The following is a 20667-nucleotide window of genomic DNA, read 5'->3' as shown; positions in this document are numbered from 1 at the left end:
GGCGTTGATTTTTGGCACGCTGTTGAGTTCTCAAGGAACGGACGCTTCCTTTGTACTCACCCTCTCGGGCTTTCCTCCGGGCGCTTCCCTTCGGTCTTGCTGTCTTGCGTTTCCGACTCTATCAGACCGTTTCACCGGCCGATTTCCTCGGGGTCTTGCTTCGCTTTCCAGGATTCCGCTTTCGCGTTTCCTTTCCGGCGCATCCGATTTTATCAGAGATTCTGAGTCGGATTTCCCGGCCCTCTCAGGGATGGGACCGAAGCACGTGAGTGCGCCGGGTTCCCCTCAGGCGGAGCCGTAAACCTACTGGAGCGGGGCGCCTCGATGCAAATCGAGGCGCCCCGCTCCATGAGCACTGCTGTGACCAGGTCAGACCTCGACGACGACCGGGAGGATCATCGGCCGGCGGCGGTACGTGTCGGAGACCCACTTGCCCAGCGTGCGGCGGATGAGCTGCTGCAGCTGGTGGGGCTCGACGACGCCGTCCTGGGCCGACTTCTCCAGGACGTCCTGGATCCTCGGCATGACGGCGCCGAACGCCGAGTCCTCGATGCCGGACCCGCGGGCCTGGATGGTCGGACCGCTGGTGATCTTGCCGGTGCTGGAGTCCACCACCACGAAGACCGAGATGATGCCCTCGTCCCCGAGGATCTTGCGGTCCTTGAGCACGGGCTCGCCGATGTCGCCGACGGAGAGGCCGTCCACGTAGACGTAACCGGCCTGAACCTTGCCGACGATCTTCGCCTTGCCGCCGACGAGGTCGACGACGACGCCGTCCTCGGCGATCACGATGCGGTCGTGCGGGACGCCGGTGAGGGCGCCGAGCTCGGCGTTGGCGCGCAGGTGGCGCCATTCGCCGTGGACCGGCATCAGGTTCCGCGGCTTGCAGATGTTGTAGAAGTACAGGAGCTCGCCCGCGGAGGCGTGGCCCGAGACGTGCACCTTGGCGTTGCCCTTGTGGACGACGTTGGCGCCCCAGCGGGTCAGGCCGTTGATGACGCGGTAGACCGCGTTCTCGTTGCCGGGGATGAGCGACGACGCCAGGATCACCGTGTCGCCGGAGACGATGCGGATCTGGTGGTCGCGGTTGGCCATGCGCGAGAGCGCTGCCATCGGCTCGCCCTGGGAACCCGTGCAGACGAGGACGATCTCGCTGTCGGGCAGGTCGTCGAGCGTCTTGACGTCCACGACCAGGCCCGCGGGAACCTTCAGATAGCCGAGGTCCCGGGCGATGCCCATGTTGCGGACCATCGAGCGGCCGACGAAGGCGACCCGGCGGCCGTACTCGTGCGCGGCGTCCAGGATCTGCTGGATGCGGTGCACGTGGCTGGCGAACGACGCGACGATGATCCGCTTCTGGGCGCCCGCGAAGACGCCACGGATGACGTTCGAGATGTCGCGCTCGGGCGGGACGAAGCCCGGCACCTCGGCGTTCGTCGAGTCGGTGAGGAGCAGGTCGATGCCCTCCTCGCCGAGCCGGGCGAAGGTCGGCAGGTCCGTGAGGCGACGGTCCAGCGGGAGCTGGTCCATCTTGAAGTCGCCGGTGTGGACCACCATGCCGGCCGGGGTGCGGATGGCGACGGCCAGCGCGTCCGGAATGGAGTGGTTGACCGCGACGAACTCGCAGTCGAACGGGCCAAGGCGCTCGCGGTCGCCCTCGGCGACCTCGAGCGTGTACGGGCGGATGCGGTGCTCCTGGAGCTTCGCCTCGATGAGGGCGAGGGTCAGCTTGGAGCCGATCAGCGGGATGTCCGGCTTCTCGCGCAGGAGGTACGGGACGCCGCCGATGTGGTCCTCGTGGCCGTGCGTGAGGACGATGCCCTCGATGTCGTCGAGGCGGTCCCTGATGGACGAGAAGTCCGGCAGGATCAGGTCGATTCCGGGCTGCTCCTCCTCGGGGAAGAGCACTCCGCAGTCGACGATCAGCAGACGGCCGTCGTACTCGAAGACGGTCATGTTGCGCCCGATCTCACCGAGGCCGCCGAGCGGGGTGACCCGCAGGCCGCCCTTCGGGAGCTTCGGCGGGGCGCCGAGTTCAGGATGCGGATGGCTCAAAAGACTCTCCTTTAAGCACGCGCGCCACGTACCTGTGGGCACGTGGCGCGCGTGACGTTCGTGCAGTAGCAGTTGTTGGTGGTTCTCGGGTGTTGCTCTTCTTCTGTTGATTCAGTTGTGAAGCTTTGCGAAGTCTGTGGTTAGAGCTGTACCCCGCCGGCCGCAAGATCGATCTTGAGCTGAGCCGTTTCGTCGGAAGTGAGCTCGACGAGAGGCAGGCGCAGCGGTCCGGCCGGTAGTCCCTGCAGGGCGAGGGCGGCCTTCGTCGTGATGACGCCCTGCGTGCGGAACATGCCGGTGAACACCGGGAGCAGCTGCTGGTGGATCTCGGTCGCCTTGTGCACGTCTCCAGCAACGTACGCGTCCAGCATCGCGCGCAGCTCGGGGGCGACCACATGGCCGACGACCGAGACGAATCCGCAGGCGCCGACCGACAGCAGCGGCAGGTTCAGCATGTCGTCGCCGGAGTACCAGGCGAGGCCGGAGCGGGCGATGGCCCAGCTGGCGCGGCCGAGGTCACCCTTGGCGTCCTTGTTGGCGACGATCCGCGGGTGCTCGGCGAGGCGGACGATCGTGTCCGTGTTGATCGGTACGCCGCTGCGGCCCGGGATGTCGTAGAGCATCACGGGGAGTTCGGTCGCGTCCGCGATCGCCGTGAAGTGGCGGTACAGGCCCTCCTGCGGGGGCTTGTTGTAGTACGGCGTGACCGTGAGCAGGCCGTGGGCGCCGGCCTGCTGGGCGGCGCGGGCGAGCTCGATGCTGTGGTGCGTGTCGTTCGTGCCGACTCCGGCGACGACGTGGGCGCGGTCGCCGACCGCCTCCACGACAGCTCGTACGAGCTCCGATTTCTCCGCGTCACTGGTGGTCGGCGACTCGCCGGTGGTGCCGTTGACGATCAGGCCGTCGTTGCCTGCGTCCACCAGGTGGGCGGCGAGCCGCTGCGCGCCGTCGAGGTCGAGTGCGCCGTCCGCCGCGAAGGGCGTGACCATGGCGGTGAGGACCCTCCCGAAGGGGGTCTGCGGAGTGGAGGTCGGAGCCATGGGTAACACGCTACTCGCTGCTCAGTACCGGGTCCCCCCTCGGGGGATGCGACAAGTCATAACAAAGATGGAGCCCGGCACTGCCTGCTCGGGGGTTCAAGCAGTGCCGGGTCCGTTTGATCAGGCTAGATGAACTTCCCGAAATGCCGCAATACGGACACTTCGGTCGGTCGACCCGCACATCTGTGCCGCCACGCGCGAGTCAGCGATCAAGGGGCACCCAGGTCAAGGGCTACGGCGCCACGCGGCCGTTGGCGTTGAACGCCGCGTACGTCAGCGGCATGAGCTGCGCCCACTCCGCCTCCATCTTCTCGCCGACCATCTCGATCTCCCGCTGCGGGAAGGACGGGACCTTGGCGAGCTCGTGCTGGGTGCGCAGGCCGAGGAAGTGCATCAGCGAGCGCGCGTTGCACGTCGCGTACATCGACGAGAACAGGCCGACCGGGAGCACCGCGCGCGCGACCTCGCGGGCCACGCCCGCGGCCAGCATCTCCTGGTACGCCTCGTACGCCTGCCGGTAGGAGTCCTCCATGCAACGGGCCGTCAGCTCCTGCTGCGCCTGCGTGCCTTCGACGAACTCGTACTTGCCGGGGCGGCCCTCCTGGACCAGCTTCCGGTCGGCGTCGGGAACGTAGAAGACCGGCTGGAGCTCCCTGTACCGGCCCGACTCCTCGTTGTACGACCAGCCCACGCGGTGGCGCATGAACTCGCGGAAGACGAAGATCGGGGCGCTGATGAGGAAGGTCATCGAGTTGTGCTCGAAGGGGCTGCCGTGACGGTCCCGCATCAGGTAGTTGATCAAGCCCTTGGAGCGGGCGGGGTCCTTCGACAGCTCGTCCAAAGACTGCTCGCCCACGGTGGAGACGCGGGCCGCGAACAGTACGTCCGAGTCGCTCGCGGTGTGCTTCACCAACTCCACGGTGACGTCGCCACGGAACGTCGGCTTGAGGTCTTCAGCAGGGGTTTCGGTCACGGCTTGGGGGGTCCTTCCCATCACTTCCTCGGGCGGCGCCCACTCTACGGGCCGCCACTGACAACCGGGCATTCCGGCGAACGGGACCGAACGCGAGCGAACTTCAGTGAATTTGGCGAAACAGGGCACCTTTTGGTGCGTTCGTGCGTCTGTGTAGATGAACACACTTCGTTCGAACCCCTTGAGGAGAAGCACCGCCCATGTTTCGTCGGCGCGAGCCCGTACCGTTCGCCTTCATCGCCGAAGCCGACAAGTTCCGCAGTAACGTCACGCCGCCCGAGCGTGAGCGCCTGTCCGCCGGTCAGGTCGCCGGGCGCACGCTGGTGGGGCTGACCGTCGTCGCAGGTCTCGTCGGCTCCCTGTTGTTCGGGATGCCTGCGCTGTCGGCAGATCAGTCACCCGCGCACACCCAGAAGTCGGAGGCCTCGGACGGGCGCTGACTCGTCCGGCCCCCTGGGGTGGAAGGCCCGCGCGCGCCTAGGTAGCCTCACCGGGCACAGCCCAGTCCAGCGTGGATCGAGTGAGGACCCGTCGTGCCCCTGCCCTTCCTGACGGCCGACCGAGCTTTTGACGAGGCCGCGGACGCCGCGCTGCCGTTCGACGACCGCGACCAGTGGCGCCGCCCGTACCGCCCCGGCCCGTACCGGGTGGGCGCGGCCGCGCTGCTGCTCCTCCTGGCGTCGTACGTGCTCTTCGCCGCCGTGATCATCGCGGTGGCCGGTGATCCGACCGCGGCCACCATCTGCGGCGTCCTCGCGGTGCTGATCATCGCGTCGGCCCTGCGGATGCTGCGGATGGGCGCCTGGGTGAGCGCGCGCGGGCTGCGCCACGTCACCTTCTTCACGACGCAGACGGTGCCGTGGAACAAGGTCGCGGCGGCGCGCACGGTGCAGCAGCCGGTGCGCTGGCTCGGGCTGCCCCGCACGGTCCAGGGACAGGCCCTCGTCCTCGTACGACGGGATCAGCGGGGCGAGCAGTCGACGCTGCTCACCAGCCACAACGGGGACTTCCTCGGGCGCAGCACGGCGTTCGACCGGGCCGCGGACAGTGTCGAGGTGTGGGCCGAGGAGTACCGCCCGCGCGCGTGAGCTCACGAGTGAGGGGCCGCACCGACCGGAGTCGGTGCGGCCCCTCTCGTATGTCTCAGACCGTCAGGGAGCGGCCCTCGTGCAGCGCGATCGCGCGCTGCATCGCCTTCCGCGCGCGCGGGGTGTCCCGCGCGTCCTTGTAGGCGACCGCGAGGCGGAACCAGCAGCGCCAGTCCCCCGGGGTGTCCTCCGTCTCGGCCTTGCGGCGGGCGAAGACCTCGTCGGCGGAGTCCCGGTCGATGCGGCCGTAGCCGTCGCGGCGCAGCTCGTCGACGGGCAACCCGCCCTCCGCCTCCAGGAGTTCGGCCAGGCGGTTGGCCTTGCGGACGAACTGGGTGTTCGCCCACAGGAACCAGACGCCGATCAGCGGCAGGATCAGCACGGCGATGCCGAAGGTGATCGTCAGCGCCGTGCCCTGGCGGATGAGCATGACGCCGCGGTCGCCGGCCAGGACGAAGTAGACGACCAGGACCGCTGCCGTGATCGCGTACGTGATTTTCGCGCGCATCGGTACGGGTCAGCCGTTCAGGTCGAGGAAGTGTTCCAGGCCGAAGGTGAGGCCCGGCGTCGACACGACCTTGCGGGCGCCCAGGAGGATGCCCGGCATGAAGCTGCTGTGGTGCAGCGAGTCGTGGCGGATCGTGAGGGTCTCGCCCTCGCCGCCCAGGAGGACCTCCTGGTGGGCCAGCAGGCCGCGCAGCCGGACCGAGTGGACGGGAATGCCGTCCACGTCCGCGCCGCGCGCCCCGTCGAGCGCCGTGGCCGTCGCGTCGGGCTGCGGGGCGCTGCCCGCCTTCTGCCGGGCGGCGGCGATCAGTTGGGCCGTGCGGGAGGCCGTGCCGGAGGGGGCGTCGACCTTGCGCGGGTGGTGCAGCTCGATGACCTCGACGGACTCGAAGTACGGGGCCGCCACCTCGGCGAACTTCATGGTCAGGACCGCGCCGATGGAGAAGTTGGGCGCGATGAGCACGCCCGTCCCCGGCGCTGCGGCCAGCCACTGGTCCAGCTGCGCGAGGCGGTCGTCCGTCCAGCCCGTGGTGCCGACGACGCCGTGGATGCCGTGGCTCAGGCAGAACTCCAGGTTCTCCATCACCGAGTCCGGCGTGGTCAGTTCCACCGCGACCTGGGCACCCGACTCGACGAGGGCGTCCAGCTTGTCGCCGCGGCCCAGGGCCGCGACCAGCTCCATGTCCTCGGCGGCCTCGACGGCTCGTACGGCCTCGGAGCCGATGCGGCCCTTGGCTCCGAGGACCGCCACGCGCAGCTTGCTCATCTTCTGTCCGTTTCCTTGACCTGAGTGGCCTGAGTGTTCTTACGCGACCGCTTCGTGCAGGCGCGCCGCCTGCTTGTCCTTGAGCGGGCCGATGACCGACAGGGACGGGCGCTGCCCCAGGATGTCGCGTGCCACCGCGCGCACCTCGTCCGGGGTCACGGCGGTGATGCGCTCCAGCATGTCGTCGACCGACATCTGCTCGCCCCAGCACAGCTCGCTCTTGCCGATGCGGTTCATGAGCGCGCCCGTGTCCTCGAGGCCGAGGACCGTGGAGCCCTTCAACTGGCCGACGGCGCGGGTGAGTTCGTCGTCCGTGAGGCCGTGCTGCGCGACCTGGTCGAGCTCGTCACGGCAGATCTTCAGGACGTCGTGCACCTGGCTCGGGCGGCAGCCCGCGTACACGCCGAACAGGCCGCAGTCGGCGAAGCCCGAGGTGTACGAGTACACGCTGTAGGCGAGTCCCCGCTTCTCGCGGACCTCCTGGAACAGGCGGGACGACATGCCGCCGCCCAGTGCCGTGTTCAGTACGCCCATGGCCCAGCGGCGGTCGTCGGTGCGGGACAGGCCCGGCATGCCGAGGATGACGTGGGCCTGCTCGGTCTTGCGGCCGAGTACCTCCATGCGGCCGGCCGTGCGCAGGGTCTTGAGGCCGCCGCGCGGGCCGACGGGGGCCGCCGCCGTGGTCCCGAGTGCGCCCGCCTTCTCGAAGGCCGCGCGGACCTGGCGTACGACCTTGTTGTGGTCGACGTTGCCCGCGGCGGCCACGACCAGGTGCGTCGGGTCGTAGTGCTTCTTGTAGAAGCGGGAGATCTGGCCGCGGCTCAGCGCGTTGATCGTGTCGACGGTGCCGAGGACCGGACGGCCGAGCGGGGTGTCGCCGAGCATCGTGTGCTGGAACAGGTCGTGCACGCAGTCGCCCGGGTCGTCCTCGGTCATCGCGATCTCTTCGAGGATCACGCCGCGCTCCGCGTCGACGTCCGCCTCCTCGATGAGGGAGCCGGTCAGCATGTCGCAGACGACGTCTATGGCGAGGGGCAGGTCGGTGTCGAGCACGCGCGCGTAGTAGCACGTGTACTCCTTCGCCGTGAAGGCGTTCATCTCGCCGCCGACCGCGTCGATGGCCGCCGAGATGTCCAGCGCACTCCTGCGGGAGGTGCCCTTGAAGAGCAGGTGCTCCAGGTAGTGCGTCGCGCCGTTCAGTGTCGGGGTCTCGTCGCGGGAGCCCACGTGCGCCCAGATGCCGAAGGTCGCCGAGCGGACGGAGGGCAGGGTCTCGGTGACGATGCGCAGACCGTTCGGAAGCGTGGTCCTGCGGACCGTCCCGATGCCGTTGCTGCCCTTGATCAGGGTTTGGGTACGGGCGACGGCCCGCGCCTCCGAGGAGGTGCGGGCCGTCGCCGTGGTGTTACGAGACGTCACTTGTCGGTGTCGTCCTTCGCGTCGTCGCCCTCTTCGCCCTCGATGACGGGGACGAGGGAGAGCTTGCCGCGGGAGTCGATCTCGGCGATCTCGACCTGGACCTTCTGGCCCACGCCGACGACGTCCTCGACGTTCTCCACGCGCTTGCCGCCGGCGAGCTTGCGGATCTGCGAGATGTGCAGCAGACCGTCCTTGCCCGGCATGAGCGAGACGAACGCACCGAAGGTCGTCGTCTTCACGACGGTGCCCAGGTAGCGCTCGCCGACCTCCGGCATGGTCGGGTTGGCGATGCCGTTGATCGTGGCGCGGGCGGCCTCGGCCTGCGAGCCCTGGGCGGCACCGATGTAGATGGTGCCGTCGTCCTCGATCGTGATGTCGGCGCCGGTGTCCTCCTGGATCTGGTTGATCATCTTGCCCTTGGGGCCGATGACCTCACCGATCTTGTCCACGGGGATCTTGACCGTGATGATCCGCGGCGCGTTCGGGGACATCTCGTCCGGGACGTCGATCGCTTCCATCATCACGTCGAGGATGTGGAGGCGGGCGTCCTTGGCCTGCTTGAGGGCGGCGGCCAGGACGGAGGCCGGGATGCCGTCGAGCTTCGTGTCCAGCTGGAGGGCCGTCACGAACTCCTTGGTACCGGCGACCTTGAAGTCCATGTCACCGAACGCGTCCTCGGCACCGAGGATGTCGGTGAGGGCGACGTAGTGCGTCTCGCCCTTGATCTCCTGGGAGATCAGGCCCATGGCGATACCGGCGACGGGGGCCTTCAGCGGCACACCGGCGTTCAGCAGCGACATGGTGGAGGCGCAGACGGAGCCCATGGACGTCGAGCCGTTCGACCCGAGGGCCTCGGAGACCTGACGGATCGCGTAGGGGAACTCCTCGCGCGTCGGCAGGACCGGCACGATCGCGCGCTCGGCGAGCGCGCCGTGGCCGATCTCGCGGCGCTTCGGGGAGCCGACGCGGCCCGTCTCACCGACGGAGTACGGCGGGAAGTTGTAGTTGTGCATGTAGCGCTTGCGGGTCACCGGGGAGAGGGTGTCCAGCTGCTGCTCCATGCGCAGCATGTTCAGCGTGGTGACGCCCAGGATCTGGGTCTCGCCACGCTCGAACAGGGCGGAGCCGTGCACGCGCGGGATGGCCTCGACCTCGGCGGCCAGGGTGCGGATGTCGGTGACACCGCGGCCGTCGATGCGCTTCTTCTCCTTGATGACGCGCTCACGGACCAGAGCCTTGGTCAGCGAGCGGTACGCGGCGGAGATCTCCTTCTCGCGGCCCTCGAACTGCGGGAGCAGCTTCTCGGCGGCCAGACCCTTGACGCGGTCCAGCTCGGCCTCGCGGTCCTGCTTGCCCGGGATGGTCAGGGCAGCCGACAGCTCAGCCTTGACCGCGGCGGTCAGGGCCTCGTACACGTCGTCCTGGTAGTCCAGGAAGATCGGGAACTCGGCGGTCGGCTTCGCGGCCTTGGCGGCGAGGTCGGCCTGCGCCTTGCAGAGGACCTTGATGAAGGGCTTCGCGGCCTCGAGGCCGGCGGCGACGACCTCTTCGGTCGGCGCCTCGGCGCCGCCCTTGACCAGCTGGATGGTCTTCTCGGTGGCCTCGGCCTCGACCATCATGATCGCGACGTCGCCGTCCTCCAGGACGCGACCGGCGACCACCATGTCGAAGACGGCGTCCTCGAGCTCGGTGTGCGTCGGGAACGCGACCCACTGGCCGTTGATCAGCGCGACGCGGACGCCGCCGACCGGGCCGGAGAAGGGCAGACCGGCCAGCTGCGTCGACGCGGACGCGGCGTTGATCGCCACGACGTCGTACAGGTGGTCGGGGTTGAGCGCCATGATCGTGGCGACGACCTGGATCTCGTTGCGCAGGCCCTTCTTGAAGGACGGGCGCAGCGGGCGGTCGATGAGGCGGCAGGTGAGGACGGCGTCCTCGGAGGGCCGGCCCTCACGGCGGAAGAAGCTGCCGGGGATCTTGCCGGCGGCGTACATCCGCTCCTCGACGTCCACCGTGAGGGGGAAGAAGTCGAGCTGGTCCTTGGGGTTCTTCGAGGCCGAGGTGGCCGAGAGCACCATGGTGTCGTCGTCGAGGTAGGCGACGGCGGAGCCGGCGGCCTGGCGGGCCAGGCGGCCCGTCTCGAAGCGGATGGTGCGGGTGCCGAAGGAGCCGTTGTCAATGACGGCCTCGGCGTAGTGGGTCTCGTTCTCCACTAGCGTTTTCTCCGTTACTTTCGTCTGTTTCGTCTTTTGTCCGTATCTGCCCGTGTGGCAGTCGGACGGAACGGAGAAGCGCGCCTTGAGTGCGGGCCGGTCTTCGATCGAAGCTCCCGGGGATCCTCTTGCGTCTCCGGGGGCCACTACCGAGGACCGGCGGCGGCGGGGGTGCGCTTCTCCTCATACATCGTGGTGGTACGTCACCAGACTACAAAGCGTCGGTGACAGTGCGCACGTACAGCAAAGGGAGCGGCCCCCTCAAACGGGAACCGCTCCCTTCACGGCGTCTTAGCGGGCGCCGGCCGCACCGCGGCGGATGCCGAGGCGCTCGACCAGGACACGGAAGCGCGCGATGTCCTTCTTGGCCAGGTACTGCAGCAGGCGGCGACGCTGGCCGACCAGGATCAGCAGACCACGACGGGAGTGGTGGTCGTGCTTGTGCGTCTTGAGGTGCTCGGTCAGGTCCGAGATACGGCGGGACAGCATGGCGACCTGGACCTCGGGGGAGCCGGTGTCGCCCTCCTTCTGGCCGAACTCGCTGATGATCTGCTTCTTCGTAGCGGCGTCGAGCGGCACGCGTACTCCTCGTAGTCTTTTTCGTGGCCACCGAGTGCCCCTGGTCCACATCTCAGGGGAGCTTCCGTAACTCGGGAGGCGAGGCTCGCTGGGCGCTGCCCCCAGGGTTTGCCGGGGGCGCGTACACAAACGGCCGTTACACAGCGTACCAGCCGCCCGGAGTGCACCCGACCGGGCCTTTGGTCACCCGTTCAGCTGGTCATCGCCCGGGCCGACGCGTACACGTCGAAGACGGCGAGGGCCAGCGGGATCAGCGTGAGCAGCACGAACGTCTCGGCGATCTCCAGGAAGCGGCCCCAGAAGGGGGTCACGCCGCGACGCGGAGTGATCAGGCCGACGGCGGTGACCAGGGCGGTGGCCGCCCCGATGGCAGCAGCGACCCAGACCGTGCGGATGTCGAGGGCCGTGCTGTCGTGCTTGAGAATCGCGTCGCTCAGGTAGTCGAGCGGCGGGTGCAGCGCCAGGCCGAGGCCCAGGAAGACGAGGGCGGCCAGGCCCGCGGCGAGCGTGGCACCTACTTGCGCGGTGTAGCGGAACAGGTGCGCGCGCATCAGCATCGCGATGCCGGTGGCCAGGGCCAGCAGCTGTCCCCATACGTTCGTGGAGAAGCCGAGGACGATGGACGCGCCCACGGCGACCAGGGCGCAGCCGCCGACGAGACCGACGAGCAGCTCGTGGCCGCGGCGGGCCTGGGCGGCGACGCGCTCGGCGTCGACGGCCTCGTGCTCGGCCGGGTCGACGGACGTGTCGTAGCCCGCGCGCGCGGGGTTGGGCGGTTCGAAGCCGATGGGCAGCCGCGCGAAGCGCATGGACAGGCCGGGCAGGAAGGCCAGTGCGCTGACCGAGAGCGGGGCGCAGATCGCGGCCGTCTCGATCGGCTTCAGGTGCGTCAGGATCGCGATGAAAGTGGTGATCAGGCCGATCAGGGAGGCGAAGACGAACGCCACGAAGGGGCCGTCACCGCCGGGCGAGACCAGGGTGAGCACCACGGAGGCGACCAGAACCGCCCCGCAGGCCAGCAGGAACTGGAGGCGGCCGATGCCCTGGCCGTCGGAGAGGGGCAGCAGTCCGGAGCCCGCCACCGCGACGTTCGGCAGGGCGCCGAGGCCGAGCGCGATCGCCGAGCCCCGGTCGTCGTAGATCCGCGCGCGGACGCACGCCAGGGTGATCAGCAGGATGCCCGCGATGCCGGCCAGGATGCCCTGGAGGCTGTGCATGTCGTGCCGCACCTGCAGGCTCGTGAACTGGGAGTTCCAGGCCACGAACGCGATCAGGGCGGGCAGGATGCCGCCGGCCACGAGGCCCGCCGCGCGCGTGAGGTCGCCGCTCCACAGGGTGCGGTCCTTGGTGACGGCGGAGGCCACGGCCTCGGAGACGTCGTCGAAGACCGCGGGCGGCAGCGACTCCGAGAACGGGCGCAGGGTGAGCAGCTCGCCGTCCAGGATGCGCTGCGCCGCGAAGGAGCGGGCGCTGTCGAGGACGGTGCCGTCACGGCGTACGAGGTGGTAGCCGACGGGGGCGCCCTCGGCCGGGCTCTGCTGGGAGAGCCGCAGGATCTCGGGGTACAGGTCGGCGACCGGTACGTCGTCGGGCAGGGCCACGTCGATGCGGCTGTCGGGCGCCACGATGGTGACGCGGCAGAAGCCGAGGCCCGTGCCCGCCCCCGCAGGGGCTCCGGTGCCCTGTGCGCCGGCTCGGCCGGCCGGCGCGGAGGCGGTCATGCTCACCTGCTGTTCCCCCTTGTCGGTGCGAGAGCGGGCGCGGTGCTGTCTGTACCGCGCACGTCCCTCTGTAAAGATCCTGTGTACGTTGCGCTGCGCGTCCCGCGAAGCCGGTCACATGCGCTGTCCCGCCCCGGATCGGGGGGAGCCGCACGTTCCGAACCGTGCGGATTGCCCGATTTTCCTGGGCGGATTCGCAACTGCTCACGCGTACCACCGGCACCCTACCGCCCACCGTTGTCAGTAGTTGTCAGTAGGATCGCGAACCGCGATCGACGTCCGCCTGACACGGGGCGGCGGACGGAAAAGCTCGGTCCGGCAAGGGAATTGGTGCTAAGTGAGCCACATCGTCGTCAAGCGCCCACCTCGGGCACTGCCGTCCGAGGTGCCCACGGAAGAGGTGGTGCTGCAGCCGCCGCCGGAGCTTCCGCGCGGGCAGCAAGAGGGCGCGCTGATGCAGATCCTGCCCATGCTCGGCATGGGCGGCTCCGTCGTGTTCTTCTTCAACCCGCAGGCCCAGCCCTTCATGAAGATCATGGGCATGGTCATGGTGGCGTCCACGATCGCGATGGGCATCGCGATGCTGGCCCGCTACCGCAAGGGCAACCAGGGACAGATGGCGGACATGCGCCGCGACTACCTGCGCTATCTGTCGCAGACGCGCAAGGACGCCCTGGGCACCGCGCGCAAGCAGCGCGACGCGCAGTACTACCTGCACCCTTCGCCCGAGCAACTGTGGGCGCTGGTCGCCGAGGGCAGCCGCGTCTGGGAGCGGCGCACCGGTGACGAGGACTTCGGGCAGGTGCGCGTCGGCCTCGGCCCGCAGGGGCTCGCCACTCCCCTGGTGCCGCCGCAGACCGCCCCGGTCGACGAGCTGGAGCCGCTGACGGCGGGCGCCATGCAGCGCTTCCTCGCCACGCACAGCACGCTCGAGGACCTGCCGATGGCGGTCTCGCTGCGCGCCTTCTACCACGTGTCCGTGAGCGGTGAGCCGACGACCGTGCGCGGCTCCGCCCGCTCCCTGGTGGCCTCCCTCGCCTCGCTGCACTCCCCCGAGGACCTCGTGATCGCGGTCGCCGCCGGGCGCCAGACGGTGCCCGAGTGGGAGTGGGCGAAGTGGCTCCCGCACAACCAGGTGCCGGGGCTCACCGACGGCGCGGGCAGTCGCCGCCTGATCACGACCGACCCCGCCGAGCTCGAGGACCTGCTCGGCACCCGCCTGGAGGGCCGGCCGCGCTTCCACCCCGCGGGTGCCCCCGTGCCCGAGCAGCCGCACCTGGTGATCGTCCTGGACGGTGTCTCCCTGCCGCCCACGTCGATCCTGGCGAGCCCCGAGGGGCTGCAGGGCGTGACGGTCCTCGAGGTCGTCCCCGGTGACCTCGCGGCCGGCCGCGGCGACCTCTCCGTCGTCGTACACCCCAAGGTGCTGCGCCTCGAGTCGGCGCACGGCATGGTCTACGAGGGCACGCCGGACGTGCTGTCGTACGCGGCCGCGGAGGCGCTCGCGCGTCAGCTCGCGCCGCTGCGCATGGCGTCGGGCGGCGACAGCGACGACGAACCCCTGCTCGCGAACCTCGAGTTCACGGACCTGATGAACCTGGGCGACGCGGCGACCGTCGACACCAAGCGGACCTGGCGCCCGCGCTCGCAGGCCGAGCGCCTGCGCGTACCGATCGGTGTCGGCGACGACGGCCGGCCCGTGATGCTCGACCTGAAGGAAGCCGCCCAGGAGGGCATGGGCCCGCACGGTCTGTGCGTCGGCGCCACCGGTTCCGGCAAGTCGGAGCTGCTGCGCACGCTCGTCCTCGGTCTCGCGGTGACGCACTCCTCCGAGACGCTGAACTTCGTGCTCGCGGACTTCAAGGGTGGTGCCACCTTCGCGGGCATGGCCCAGATGCCGCACGTCGCGGCCGTCATCACGAACCTGGCGGACGACCTCACCCTCGTCGACCGCATGGGCGACTCGATCCGCGGTGAGCTCAACCGCCGCCAGGAGATGCTCCGCGACGCGGGCAACTACGCGAACATCCACGACTACGAGAAGGCGCGCGCGGCCGGTGCCCCGCTGCAGCCGATCCCGTCACTCGTCCTGGTGATCGACGAGTTCTCCGAGCTGTTGACGGCGAAGCCCGACTTCATCGAGATGTTCGTGCAGATCGGCCGCATCGGCCGTTCGCTGGGCGTGCACCTGCTGCTCGCCTCGCAGCGCCTCGAAGAGGGCCGCCTGCGCGGCCTGGAGACGTACCTCTCGTACCGCATCGGTCTGCGCACCTTCTCGGCCGCCGAGTCCCGTGCGGCCCTGGGCGTCCCGGACGCGTACGAGCTGCCGAACGTGCCGGGTTCCGGCTTCCTGAAGTTCGGTACCGACGAAATGGTGCGCTTCAAGGCGGCGTACGTGTCGGGCGTCTACCGCACCGGCTCCGCGCGCGTGGCGACGCCCGGCGGACCGCTCCCGGTGGACCGCAGGCCCGCGCTGTTCACGGCGGCCGAGGTGCCCGTGCAGTACGTGCCGGTGCCGCAGCAGCGCGAGGAGGCTCCGCGCGACGACAAGGACGACGCGCTCGCCGACACCGTGCTCGACGTGATCGTGCGGCGCCTGGAGGCGCAGGGTCCCGCGGCCCACCAGGTGTGGCTGCCGCCGCTGGACAGCCCGCCGTCGCTCGACTCGCTGCTGCCCGGTCTCGCCGCCGTACAGGGACGCGGTCTCACCCAGCCCGGGTACGAGGGCGCCGGTCGCCTCGTCATCCCCGTCGGTCTCGTCGACAAGCCGTACGAGCAGCGACGCGACCCGCTGTGGGTCGACTTCGGCGGTGCGGCGGGTCACATGCAGATCCTCGGTGGCCCGCAGTCCGGCAAGTCGACGCTGCTGCGCTCGATCATCGCGTCGTTCGCGCTGACGCACACACCGCAGGAAGTGCAGTTCTACGGGCTCGACTTCGGCGGTGGCGGTATGGCCGCCGTGGCCGGTCTGCCGCACGTGGGTGGTGTGGCCTCGCGTCTGGACCCCGAGAAGGTGCGCCGTACGGCGGCCGAGGTCTACGGGGTGCTCACCCGCCGCGAGGAGTACTTCCGTACGGCGGGCATCGCCTCGATCGCCGACTTCCGCAACCGCCGCGCGCGGGGCGACATCTCGATGACCGACCAGCCGTGGGGCGACGTGTTCCTGGTCATCGACGGCTGGGGCAACTTCCGCAGCGACTACGAGGCGTTGGAGCCGCTCGTCCTGGACATCGCGGCGCGCGGTCTCGGTTACGGCATCCACGTGATCCTGACGGCGTCGCGGTCCATGGAGGTCCGGGCGAACATGAAGGACCACCTCATGAACCGCCTGGAGCTGCGGCTCGGCGACACGATGGACTCCGAGTTCGACCGCAAGGTCGCGGCCAACGTGCCGACGGGTGTGCCCGGTCGTGGCCAGACCCCGCAGAAGCAGCACTTCATGGCGGCGGTCCCGCGCATCGACGGCCTGTCGTCGGACACCGACCTGGCGGAGGCGACGAGCGCGCTGGCGGCCGAGGTCACCCGGCACTGGACGCAGCCCGGGGCGCCCGAAGTCCGGCTGCTGCCGCGGGAGTTCTCGGCGCGCCAGCTGCCGCCTGGCGACCGCTTCCCGGAGCGCGGCATCGCGTTCGCGCTGGACGAGGACAACCTCGAGCCGGTGTTCGTGGACTTCGACCAGGACCCGTTCTTCCTGATCTTCGGCGAGAGCGAGTCCGGCAAGTCGAACATGCTGCGGCTGCTCATCCAGCAGCTCACGCAGCGCTACAGCGGCGACACCTGCAAGCTGTTCGTGGTCGACAACCGCCGTTCGCTGCTCGACGTCACCCCGGCCTCGCACCTGGCCGAGTACATCCCGATGTCGAACCAGATGCAGCACCACATGGACGCGCTGGCCGACCTGATGCAGCGCCGCACGCCGACCGCGGACGTCACGGCTCAGCAGCTGCGCGACCGCAGTTGGTGGCGCGGCCCGACGGTGTACGTCGTCATCGACGACTACGACCTGGTGTCGACGTCGAGCGGGAACCCGCTGTCGGGTCTGACCGAACTGCTCCCGTTCGCGCGGGACGTCGGCGTGCGTTTCATCATCGCCCGCTCGACGGCCGGTTCGGGCCGTGCCGGGTACGAGAACTTCATGCAGCGCATCAAGGAACTCGGCGCGCAGGGCGTGGTGTTGGCGGGCGACCCGGCCGAGGGCGATCTGCTCGGCGGGGTGCGGCCGCGGCCGATGCCGGCGGGCCGTGGCGTCTTCGTGTCGCGCAAGCGGGGCAAGCCGTTGGTCCAGGTCGGGCTCGTGGATCAGGGCTGATCAGGGCTGATCAGGGCTGATCGAGGCTGCCGCGGGGCTTGTCTCGCGGTGAAGTGAACGGGGCGAGGGGCCCGGGTGGTTGTGCGACCACCCGGGCCCCCGCGTCGTTCTGCCGTACTGCGCTGCCGTACTGCCCGCCGTACTAGCCGCGGTTCTGCCTGCGGCGGTCCCACACGACGAGGCAGATGATGAGGACGACGAGCGCGATCATCAGGGGCCAGAACCACCATGCGTCGGTGCCGCCGCCACCGCTGTGGCCCGAGCTGTAGTGGTGGTGGTAGCCGCGGCCGGCGAGAATCTCGAGCGCCTGGGAAGTCATGCCCACGACAGTAGCGGCGAGGTGCGCGCGGTCGGCCGCGCGGAACCCGACCGTCGAAACCTTGTGACGGTCCCGTGGCAATCCCGCGCGGGCGGTCGGGCAGTCTCGGGCGGGCGACCACATTCCGCCCCGCCCGTCACACGCTGCCAAGTAGGCTGACCAGACAGTTCGTTGGTACGTCGTTGTACGTCTGGAAGGGGCCGTCCAGCATGGCCGAAGCACAGGAGCAGCACGCCGGGGAGCCGACGGCCGAGAAGCCGATCGAGGCTTCGATCGGGACGCCGAAGGAAACCCCGGAGGAGATCAAGGCCCGCAAGGAGCGCGAGAAGAACGAGCTCTACGCACTCGACATCTCCGGCGTGGAGTGGCACAGCGCGCCGGGCACCGAGCAGCACGAGGAGCGGGTGGAGATCGCGTACCTGCCCGAGGGCGCGGTGGCGATGAGGTCGTCGCTGGAGCCGGAGACGGTGCTGCGGTACACCGAGGCGGAGTGGACGGCGTTCGTGCTCGGGGCGCGGGACGGGGAGTTCGATCTGGAGCCTGCGCCGCACAACGGAGGGCTTGCGGACACGCAGTGACCGGCAGTGGCGACGGGCGACGGCGGGGCCCGCTCCTGGTTGCTCCGGCACCGGGTGGCGGCCGGGGCCGCGGGTGCGGGTGCGGGTGCGGGTGCGCCCGTGCTCACGACCACCGTGATCGTGCTGCTGGCTCTCGACGAGGCGGACGCCGCGCCCTGTTGGAGTGTCCCGGCGAGCACCCGGACGCTCGTCGGCGACCCGGCGGCCGCCACCAACTCCCTTGGCCTGGCGCTCGCGCGGCATCGCGGTGAGGGTGCACGTGTAGGTGCCGAGCGGTTCGAAGCGGCGGGCCCGCGACTCCTTCAAGTGCACGTCTTCCGGGGCGAGTTGCTCGATCACGGACTGCGGGACGGCCCCGTCGCACACGCCCCGGGCCGCGAGCCAGTCGCGGGCGGCGGGCTCGGCGACGTATGCGGCGACGCCGAGGGCGGTCGCGGCCACCAGGGCCCAAGTGATCCGACGCCGGGTGCGTCGCTTCACGGTGCGCTCCCCACTCCCCCGACTGCGGCCTCTTCCCGGTAGCCCCGGTAGCCCCGGTAGCCCCGGCGGGCCGGGCGGGTCGGGCGGGTCGGGCGGCGTGGCAGACCAAGGGAGCGCCCAAGAGGACCTTCTGGCCGCCATGCCCGAACGGAACGCGGGAAGGTGCCACCCGCGGCTGGTGGGGTGGCACCTTCCCGGATCGGATCTGAACGGGGCCGACTTGGGCTCGCGCCCCCGGCCCACGGCTCAGCCGTTGATGCAGGTGTTGCCTACGGCTGGATTCAGCAGGCCGATGACGTTGATGCTGTTTCCGCATACGTTCACCGGGATGCTGACCGGCACCTGGACGACATTGCCGGAGAGGACCCCCGGCGAGCCGACGGCGGCGCCCTGGGCTCCTGCGCCCCCGTCGTGGGCCACGGCGGCACCGGCGGCACCGAACACCCCACCGACCACGAGAACCACCGAGACGACCGCAGTACGGAACTTCATGCTGTGCTCCCACTCCCATTGACTCCGGGCGACGTTGAGAGACGCGCCCGTCCGCCGGGAGATCTGCCACGGGAGGTCGGGGGGCATGCGGCAAACCATCCGGGGGTGGGTGGGAGTGTGCCCTGAGGTTGACGGACGCGGGAGCCTGCGAACAGGCCCGGCGTACCACCTACTTGGCGCTCCCGACGCCAAATGCCCGCCAGACATAGGCCGGCTGATTCTTGGTCCCTCCGCCCTGCACGGCACGGCTTCCGAAGAAGATCCTTCCGTGTTCAACAACAACGTCGCTCTCGGCTGCAGTGACCAAGGCACGAACCTCTTGAAAGGCCTCGAACGAGTAGTAGCTGGACTCTTTGCCCGTCGCCGGGTCGAGGCTGACCAATTGGTTCGGGGCGAAATTGTCCGTTCCGACCTTGAGAGCCAGAATTCGGTCGCCGCTCATCCGCAAGGGGAACAACTCCTGGTCCTTGCCGGCGTCGAACTTGATCCCGGTGTTCCCGGTTTTCAGGTCGAAGGCCACGATGGAATTGGTTTCGTGCGCGATCCCCTCAGTAACCTCGCCCGTGGTCACAAAGGCCTGGTCACCGGAGACAACGATCTGGGTGCACTGGTTCACCGCCGAATACTTCAGCGCGTCCTCCGAAGCACCCTCGAGGCCATCCGCACATTTCACCTGATAGTGGTCACCGGAGAAACGAATGGTTGTCTGGTACTTTCCGTCGTCGTTCAGGGAGATCAAGTCCGACAATCCCACCTCTCCCGCCGACACGGCAAGGACGACTGGATCCGAGGAGACAAGGTAGACAAAGTTCAGGTGCTCATTCGCCTGGTACGTCCATTCCGCCTTGCCGGACCGAGGTTCGATCCTCTGAACCCGATAGGAGGACTTCCAGTCCTTGGTATGGCAATCCTGCCTGAGCAACAAAGCACGCCCTCCCGTGAACCCACCCTCACGGCATGCTGACGTCCCCTTGCGCGTCCACAGCTTGCTACCGGTCTTCATGTCGAAACCGGCGGACCCCGACCCATAGGCGACTGCGACGACGCCCTTGGTCAAGCTGACATTCGGGTACAGGTCATAGGCGGATTCCTTCCAGGGAATATCGACTTCCCAGACCTTTACGCCCGTATCGACCTCGAAGAAGAGCAACTTGGTGCAGGCGCCGCCAGCCTTGTCCTTGAACAGAACAGCGGTGCGTCCGTCAACGGTTACGTCTTGGGTCCATCCGCAGATCTCGCCAGACAGTTGCCGGTGCCAAACAAGCTCGTCATCGGCATCGATCTTGATGCCCTGGATGACGCTCCCTATGCCCTTCGCCAGCACCTTGTCCGTTGCCCAAGTACCACCGGTGACTTGCGATTCCACCGGCTTCAGCTTGTCATCGCCGATGGCAGCCACCAGGCGTCCGGCGCCACCCGTTGGCGGGCGTTCGACCGTCTCTCGCACTTCATCGGCCGCGGGCTGGTGAGTGGACTTGGCCTCAAGAGGCGAGTTGTTGTCACCGCCTCTGTCGCCCAAAAGAAGCCAGCCGGTCCCGCCGACAATCGCCGCCAATACCAAGACAAGGGCACCCCACATTCTGGTGCGCCGACGCTTGGCACGCTCGTCCGCTGCACGCTGCGACTGCGTGAACGGAGAAGGCGGTGGGCCGAAGCTCATGACGGTCAAACCTTTCGAAGTCTCAGCGCCGGGAAGTCGCGCGTGGCGGGTGGGGATGATTTCGGACAACAGAAAGGGTGGGCACCTCCCGCACGTGCCCACCCCGAGACAGAAAGCGCTTCGGCTTACTGGAAGTAGCTGGACGCCTTCTTGTCGCCGTCCATGTACGTACCGCCGGACTGACCGACGACGTGACCGATGCTGGTCAGCGCCGTGTGGATGTCAGCGGCTTCCTTGTCCCACTTCTGCAGCTTCTCGCCGAAGGTGCCCTGCGCCTCGCCGGCCCAGAACTCCTGGCTCCGCACGACCATCTGGCGAAGCTCCTGCAGGTCCTGCTCGAGGGTCTTCGCCTCGTTGCCGATCTGGGTCGCCGCCTGGTCGAGCCCGTCGTAAGTTACGAGCAGCCCGTCACCGTTACTGACCATTTCCGCCTACCTCGTCTCGCTCGTCTGTGCCTGTGGTGTCGTT

General features: G+C 68.9%; 18 protein-coding genes. 5 read left to right on the top strand and 13 right to left on the bottom strand.

Translation table 11 applies throughout. The features are described from left to right. Positions 1 to 369: 369 nt before the first annotated feature. The 3 genes from ACIBUY_RS30575 to thyX form a co-directional block, all read right to left on the bottom strand. On the bottom strand, positions 370 to 2055 hold the full coding sequence (locus ACIBUY_RS30575) for a ribonuclease J (protein ID WP_365580823.1): 1686 nt from the start codon (positions 2053 to 2055) through the stop codon (positions 370 to 372). Positions 2056 to 2195: 140 nt separating this feature from the next. Further along, positions 2196 to 3095 carry a 4-hydroxy-tetrahydrodipicolinate synthase gene (gene dapA / locus ACIBUY_RS30570; RefSeq protein ID WP_365580826.1) on the bottom strand — a complete coding sequence of 300 codons (900 nt, stop codon included), beginning with the start codon at positions 3093 to 3095 and terminating at the stop codon, positions 2196 to 2198. Between the two features lie 232 nt (positions 3096 to 3327). Then, on the bottom strand, positions 3328 to 4068 hold the full coding sequence (thyX, locus tag ACIBUY_RS30565; RefSeq protein WP_365580829.1) for an FAD-dependent thymidylate synthase: 741 nt from the start codon (positions 4066 to 4068) through the stop codon (positions 3328 to 3330). Between the two features lie 200 nt (positions 4069 to 4268). Here thyX and ACIBUY_RS30560 point away from each other — a divergent pair, with 200 nt between their 5' ends. Further along, on the top strand, positions 4269 to 4508 hold the full coding sequence (locus ACIBUY_RS30560; RefSeq protein WP_365580832.1) for a hypothetical protein: 240 nt from the start codon (positions 4269 to 4271) through the stop codon (positions 4506 to 4508). Positions 4509 to 4601: 93 nt separating this feature from the next. Further along, positions 4602 to 5156, top strand: a complete 555-nt coding sequence (locus tag ACIBUY_RS30555) for a hypothetical protein (RefSeq protein ID WP_365580835.1) — start codon at positions 4602 to 4604, stop codon at positions 5154 to 5156. Positions 5157 to 5211: 55 nt separating this feature from the next. On the opposite strand, the gene ACIBUY_RS30550 is transcribed toward ACIBUY_RS30555, so the two are convergent. The 6 genes from ACIBUY_RS30550 to eccD all read right to left on the bottom strand — a co-directional run bounded on the left by ACIBUY_RS30550 (position 5212) and on the right by eccD (position 12361). After that, positions 5212 to 5664 (bottom strand): hypothetical protein, encoded by a 453-nt coding sequence (locus tag ACIBUY_RS30550; RefSeq protein WP_365579539.1) that lies wholly within the window; start codon positions 5662 to 5664, stop codon positions 5212 to 5214. 9 nt (positions 5665 to 5673) lie between these two features. Continuing rightward, positions 5674 to 6429, bottom strand: a complete 756-nt coding sequence (gene dapB, locus ACIBUY_RS30545) for a 4-hydroxy-tetrahydrodipicolinate reductase (protein WP_365579540.1) — start codon at positions 6427 to 6429, stop codon at positions 5674 to 5676. A gap of 39 nt (positions 6430 to 6468) precedes the next feature. Beyond that, complete coding sequence (locus ACIBUY_RS30540) at positions 6469 to 7848, bottom strand: pitrilysin family protein (RefSeq protein WP_365579541.1); 1380 nt, start codon at positions 7846 to 7848, stop codon at positions 6469 to 6471. Then, the gene (locus ACIBUY_RS30535) at positions 7845 to 10061 is read right to left on the bottom strand and encodes a polyribonucleotide nucleotidyltransferase (protein WP_365579543.1); all 2217 of its coding nucleotides are present in this window, start codon (positions 10059 to 10061) and stop codon (positions 7845 to 7847) included. Before ACIBUY_RS30535 ends, ACIBUY_RS30540 begins: the two co-directional genes overlap by 4 nt. A gap of 291 nt (positions 10062 to 10352) precedes the next feature. Continuing rightward, positions 10353 to 10640, bottom strand: a complete 288-nt coding sequence (gene rpsO / locus ACIBUY_RS30530; RefSeq protein WP_018533604.1) for a 30S ribosomal protein S15 — start codon at positions 10638 to 10640, stop codon at positions 10353 to 10355. A gap of 191 nt (positions 10641 to 10831) precedes the next feature. Continuing rightward, entirely contained in the window at positions 10832 to 12361 is a 1530-nt protein-coding gene (eccD, locus tag ACIBUY_RS30525) for a type VII secretion integral membrane protein EccD (RefSeq protein WP_365579546.1), read from the bottom strand. A 337-nt stretch (positions 12362 to 12698) separates the two neighbouring features. Here eccD and eccCa point away from each other — a divergent pair, with 337 nt between their 5' ends. Further along, the gene (eccCa, locus tag ACIBUY_RS30520) at positions 12699 to 16670 is read left to right on the top strand and encodes a type VII secretion protein EccCa (RefSeq protein WP_365579548.1); all 3972 of its coding nucleotides are present in this window, start codon (positions 12699 to 12701) and stop codon (positions 16668 to 16670) included. A 142-nt stretch (positions 16671 to 16812) separates the two neighbouring features. Here the strand turns inward: eccCa and ACIBUY_RS30515 are convergent, their stop codons facing one another. After that, a complete protein-coding gene (locus ACIBUY_RS30515) occupies positions 16813 to 16989 on the bottom strand; it encodes a hypothetical protein (protein ID WP_399154319.1) in 177 nt (58 codons plus the stop codon). Between the two features lie 209 nt (positions 16990 to 17198). On the opposite strand from ACIBUY_RS30515, the gene ACIBUY_RS30510 reads away from it, so the two are divergent. Continuing rightward, positions 17199 to 17567, top strand: a complete 369-nt coding sequence (locus tag ACIBUY_RS30510; protein WP_365579552.1) for a DUF397 domain-containing protein — start codon at positions 17199 to 17201, stop codon at positions 17565 to 17567. 99 nt (positions 17568 to 17666) lie between these two features. Continuing rightward, positions 17667 to 18089, top strand: coding sequence for a hypothetical protein (locus tag ACIBUY_RS30505; protein ID WP_399154318.1), 423 nt, complete (start codon positions 17667 to 17669; stop codon positions 18087 to 18089). A gap of 204 nt (positions 18090 to 18293) precedes the next feature. Here ACIBUY_RS30505 and ACIBUY_RS30500 read toward each other — a convergent pair whose 3' ends face one another. The 3 genes from ACIBUY_RS30500 to ACIBUY_RS30490 all read right to left on the bottom strand — a co-directional run bounded on the left by ACIBUY_RS30500 (position 18294) and on the right by ACIBUY_RS30490 (position 20624). Then, entirely contained in the window at positions 18294 to 18539 is a 246-nt protein-coding gene (locus ACIBUY_RS30500) for a chaplin (protein ID WP_365579554.1), read from the bottom strand. A gap of 169 nt (positions 18540 to 18708) precedes the next feature. Then, positions 18709 to 20199 (bottom strand): PQQ-binding-like beta-propeller repeat protein, encoded by a 1491-nt coding sequence (locus ACIBUY_RS30495; RefSeq protein WP_399154317.1) that lies wholly within the window; start codon positions 20197 to 20199, stop codon positions 18709 to 18711. A gap of 125 nt (positions 20200 to 20324) precedes the next feature. Further along, positions 20325 to 20624 carry a WXG100 family type VII secretion target gene (locus tag ACIBUY_RS30490; RefSeq protein WP_399154316.1) on the bottom strand — a complete coding sequence of 100 codons (300 nt, stop codon included), beginning with the start codon at positions 20622 to 20624 and terminating at the stop codon, positions 20325 to 20327. Between the last annotated feature and the right edge of the window lie 43 nt (positions 20625 to 20667).

The sequence above is a fragment of the Streptomyces sp. NPDC050085 genome, assembly GCF_044460595.1.
Taxonomy (GTDB): Bacteria; Actinomycetota; Actinomycetes; order Streptomycetales; family Streptomycetaceae; genus Streptomyces.
The sequence above is the reverse complement of the archived record's forward strand: the minus strand, read 5'-3'. Positions and strand labels throughout refer to the sequence as shown.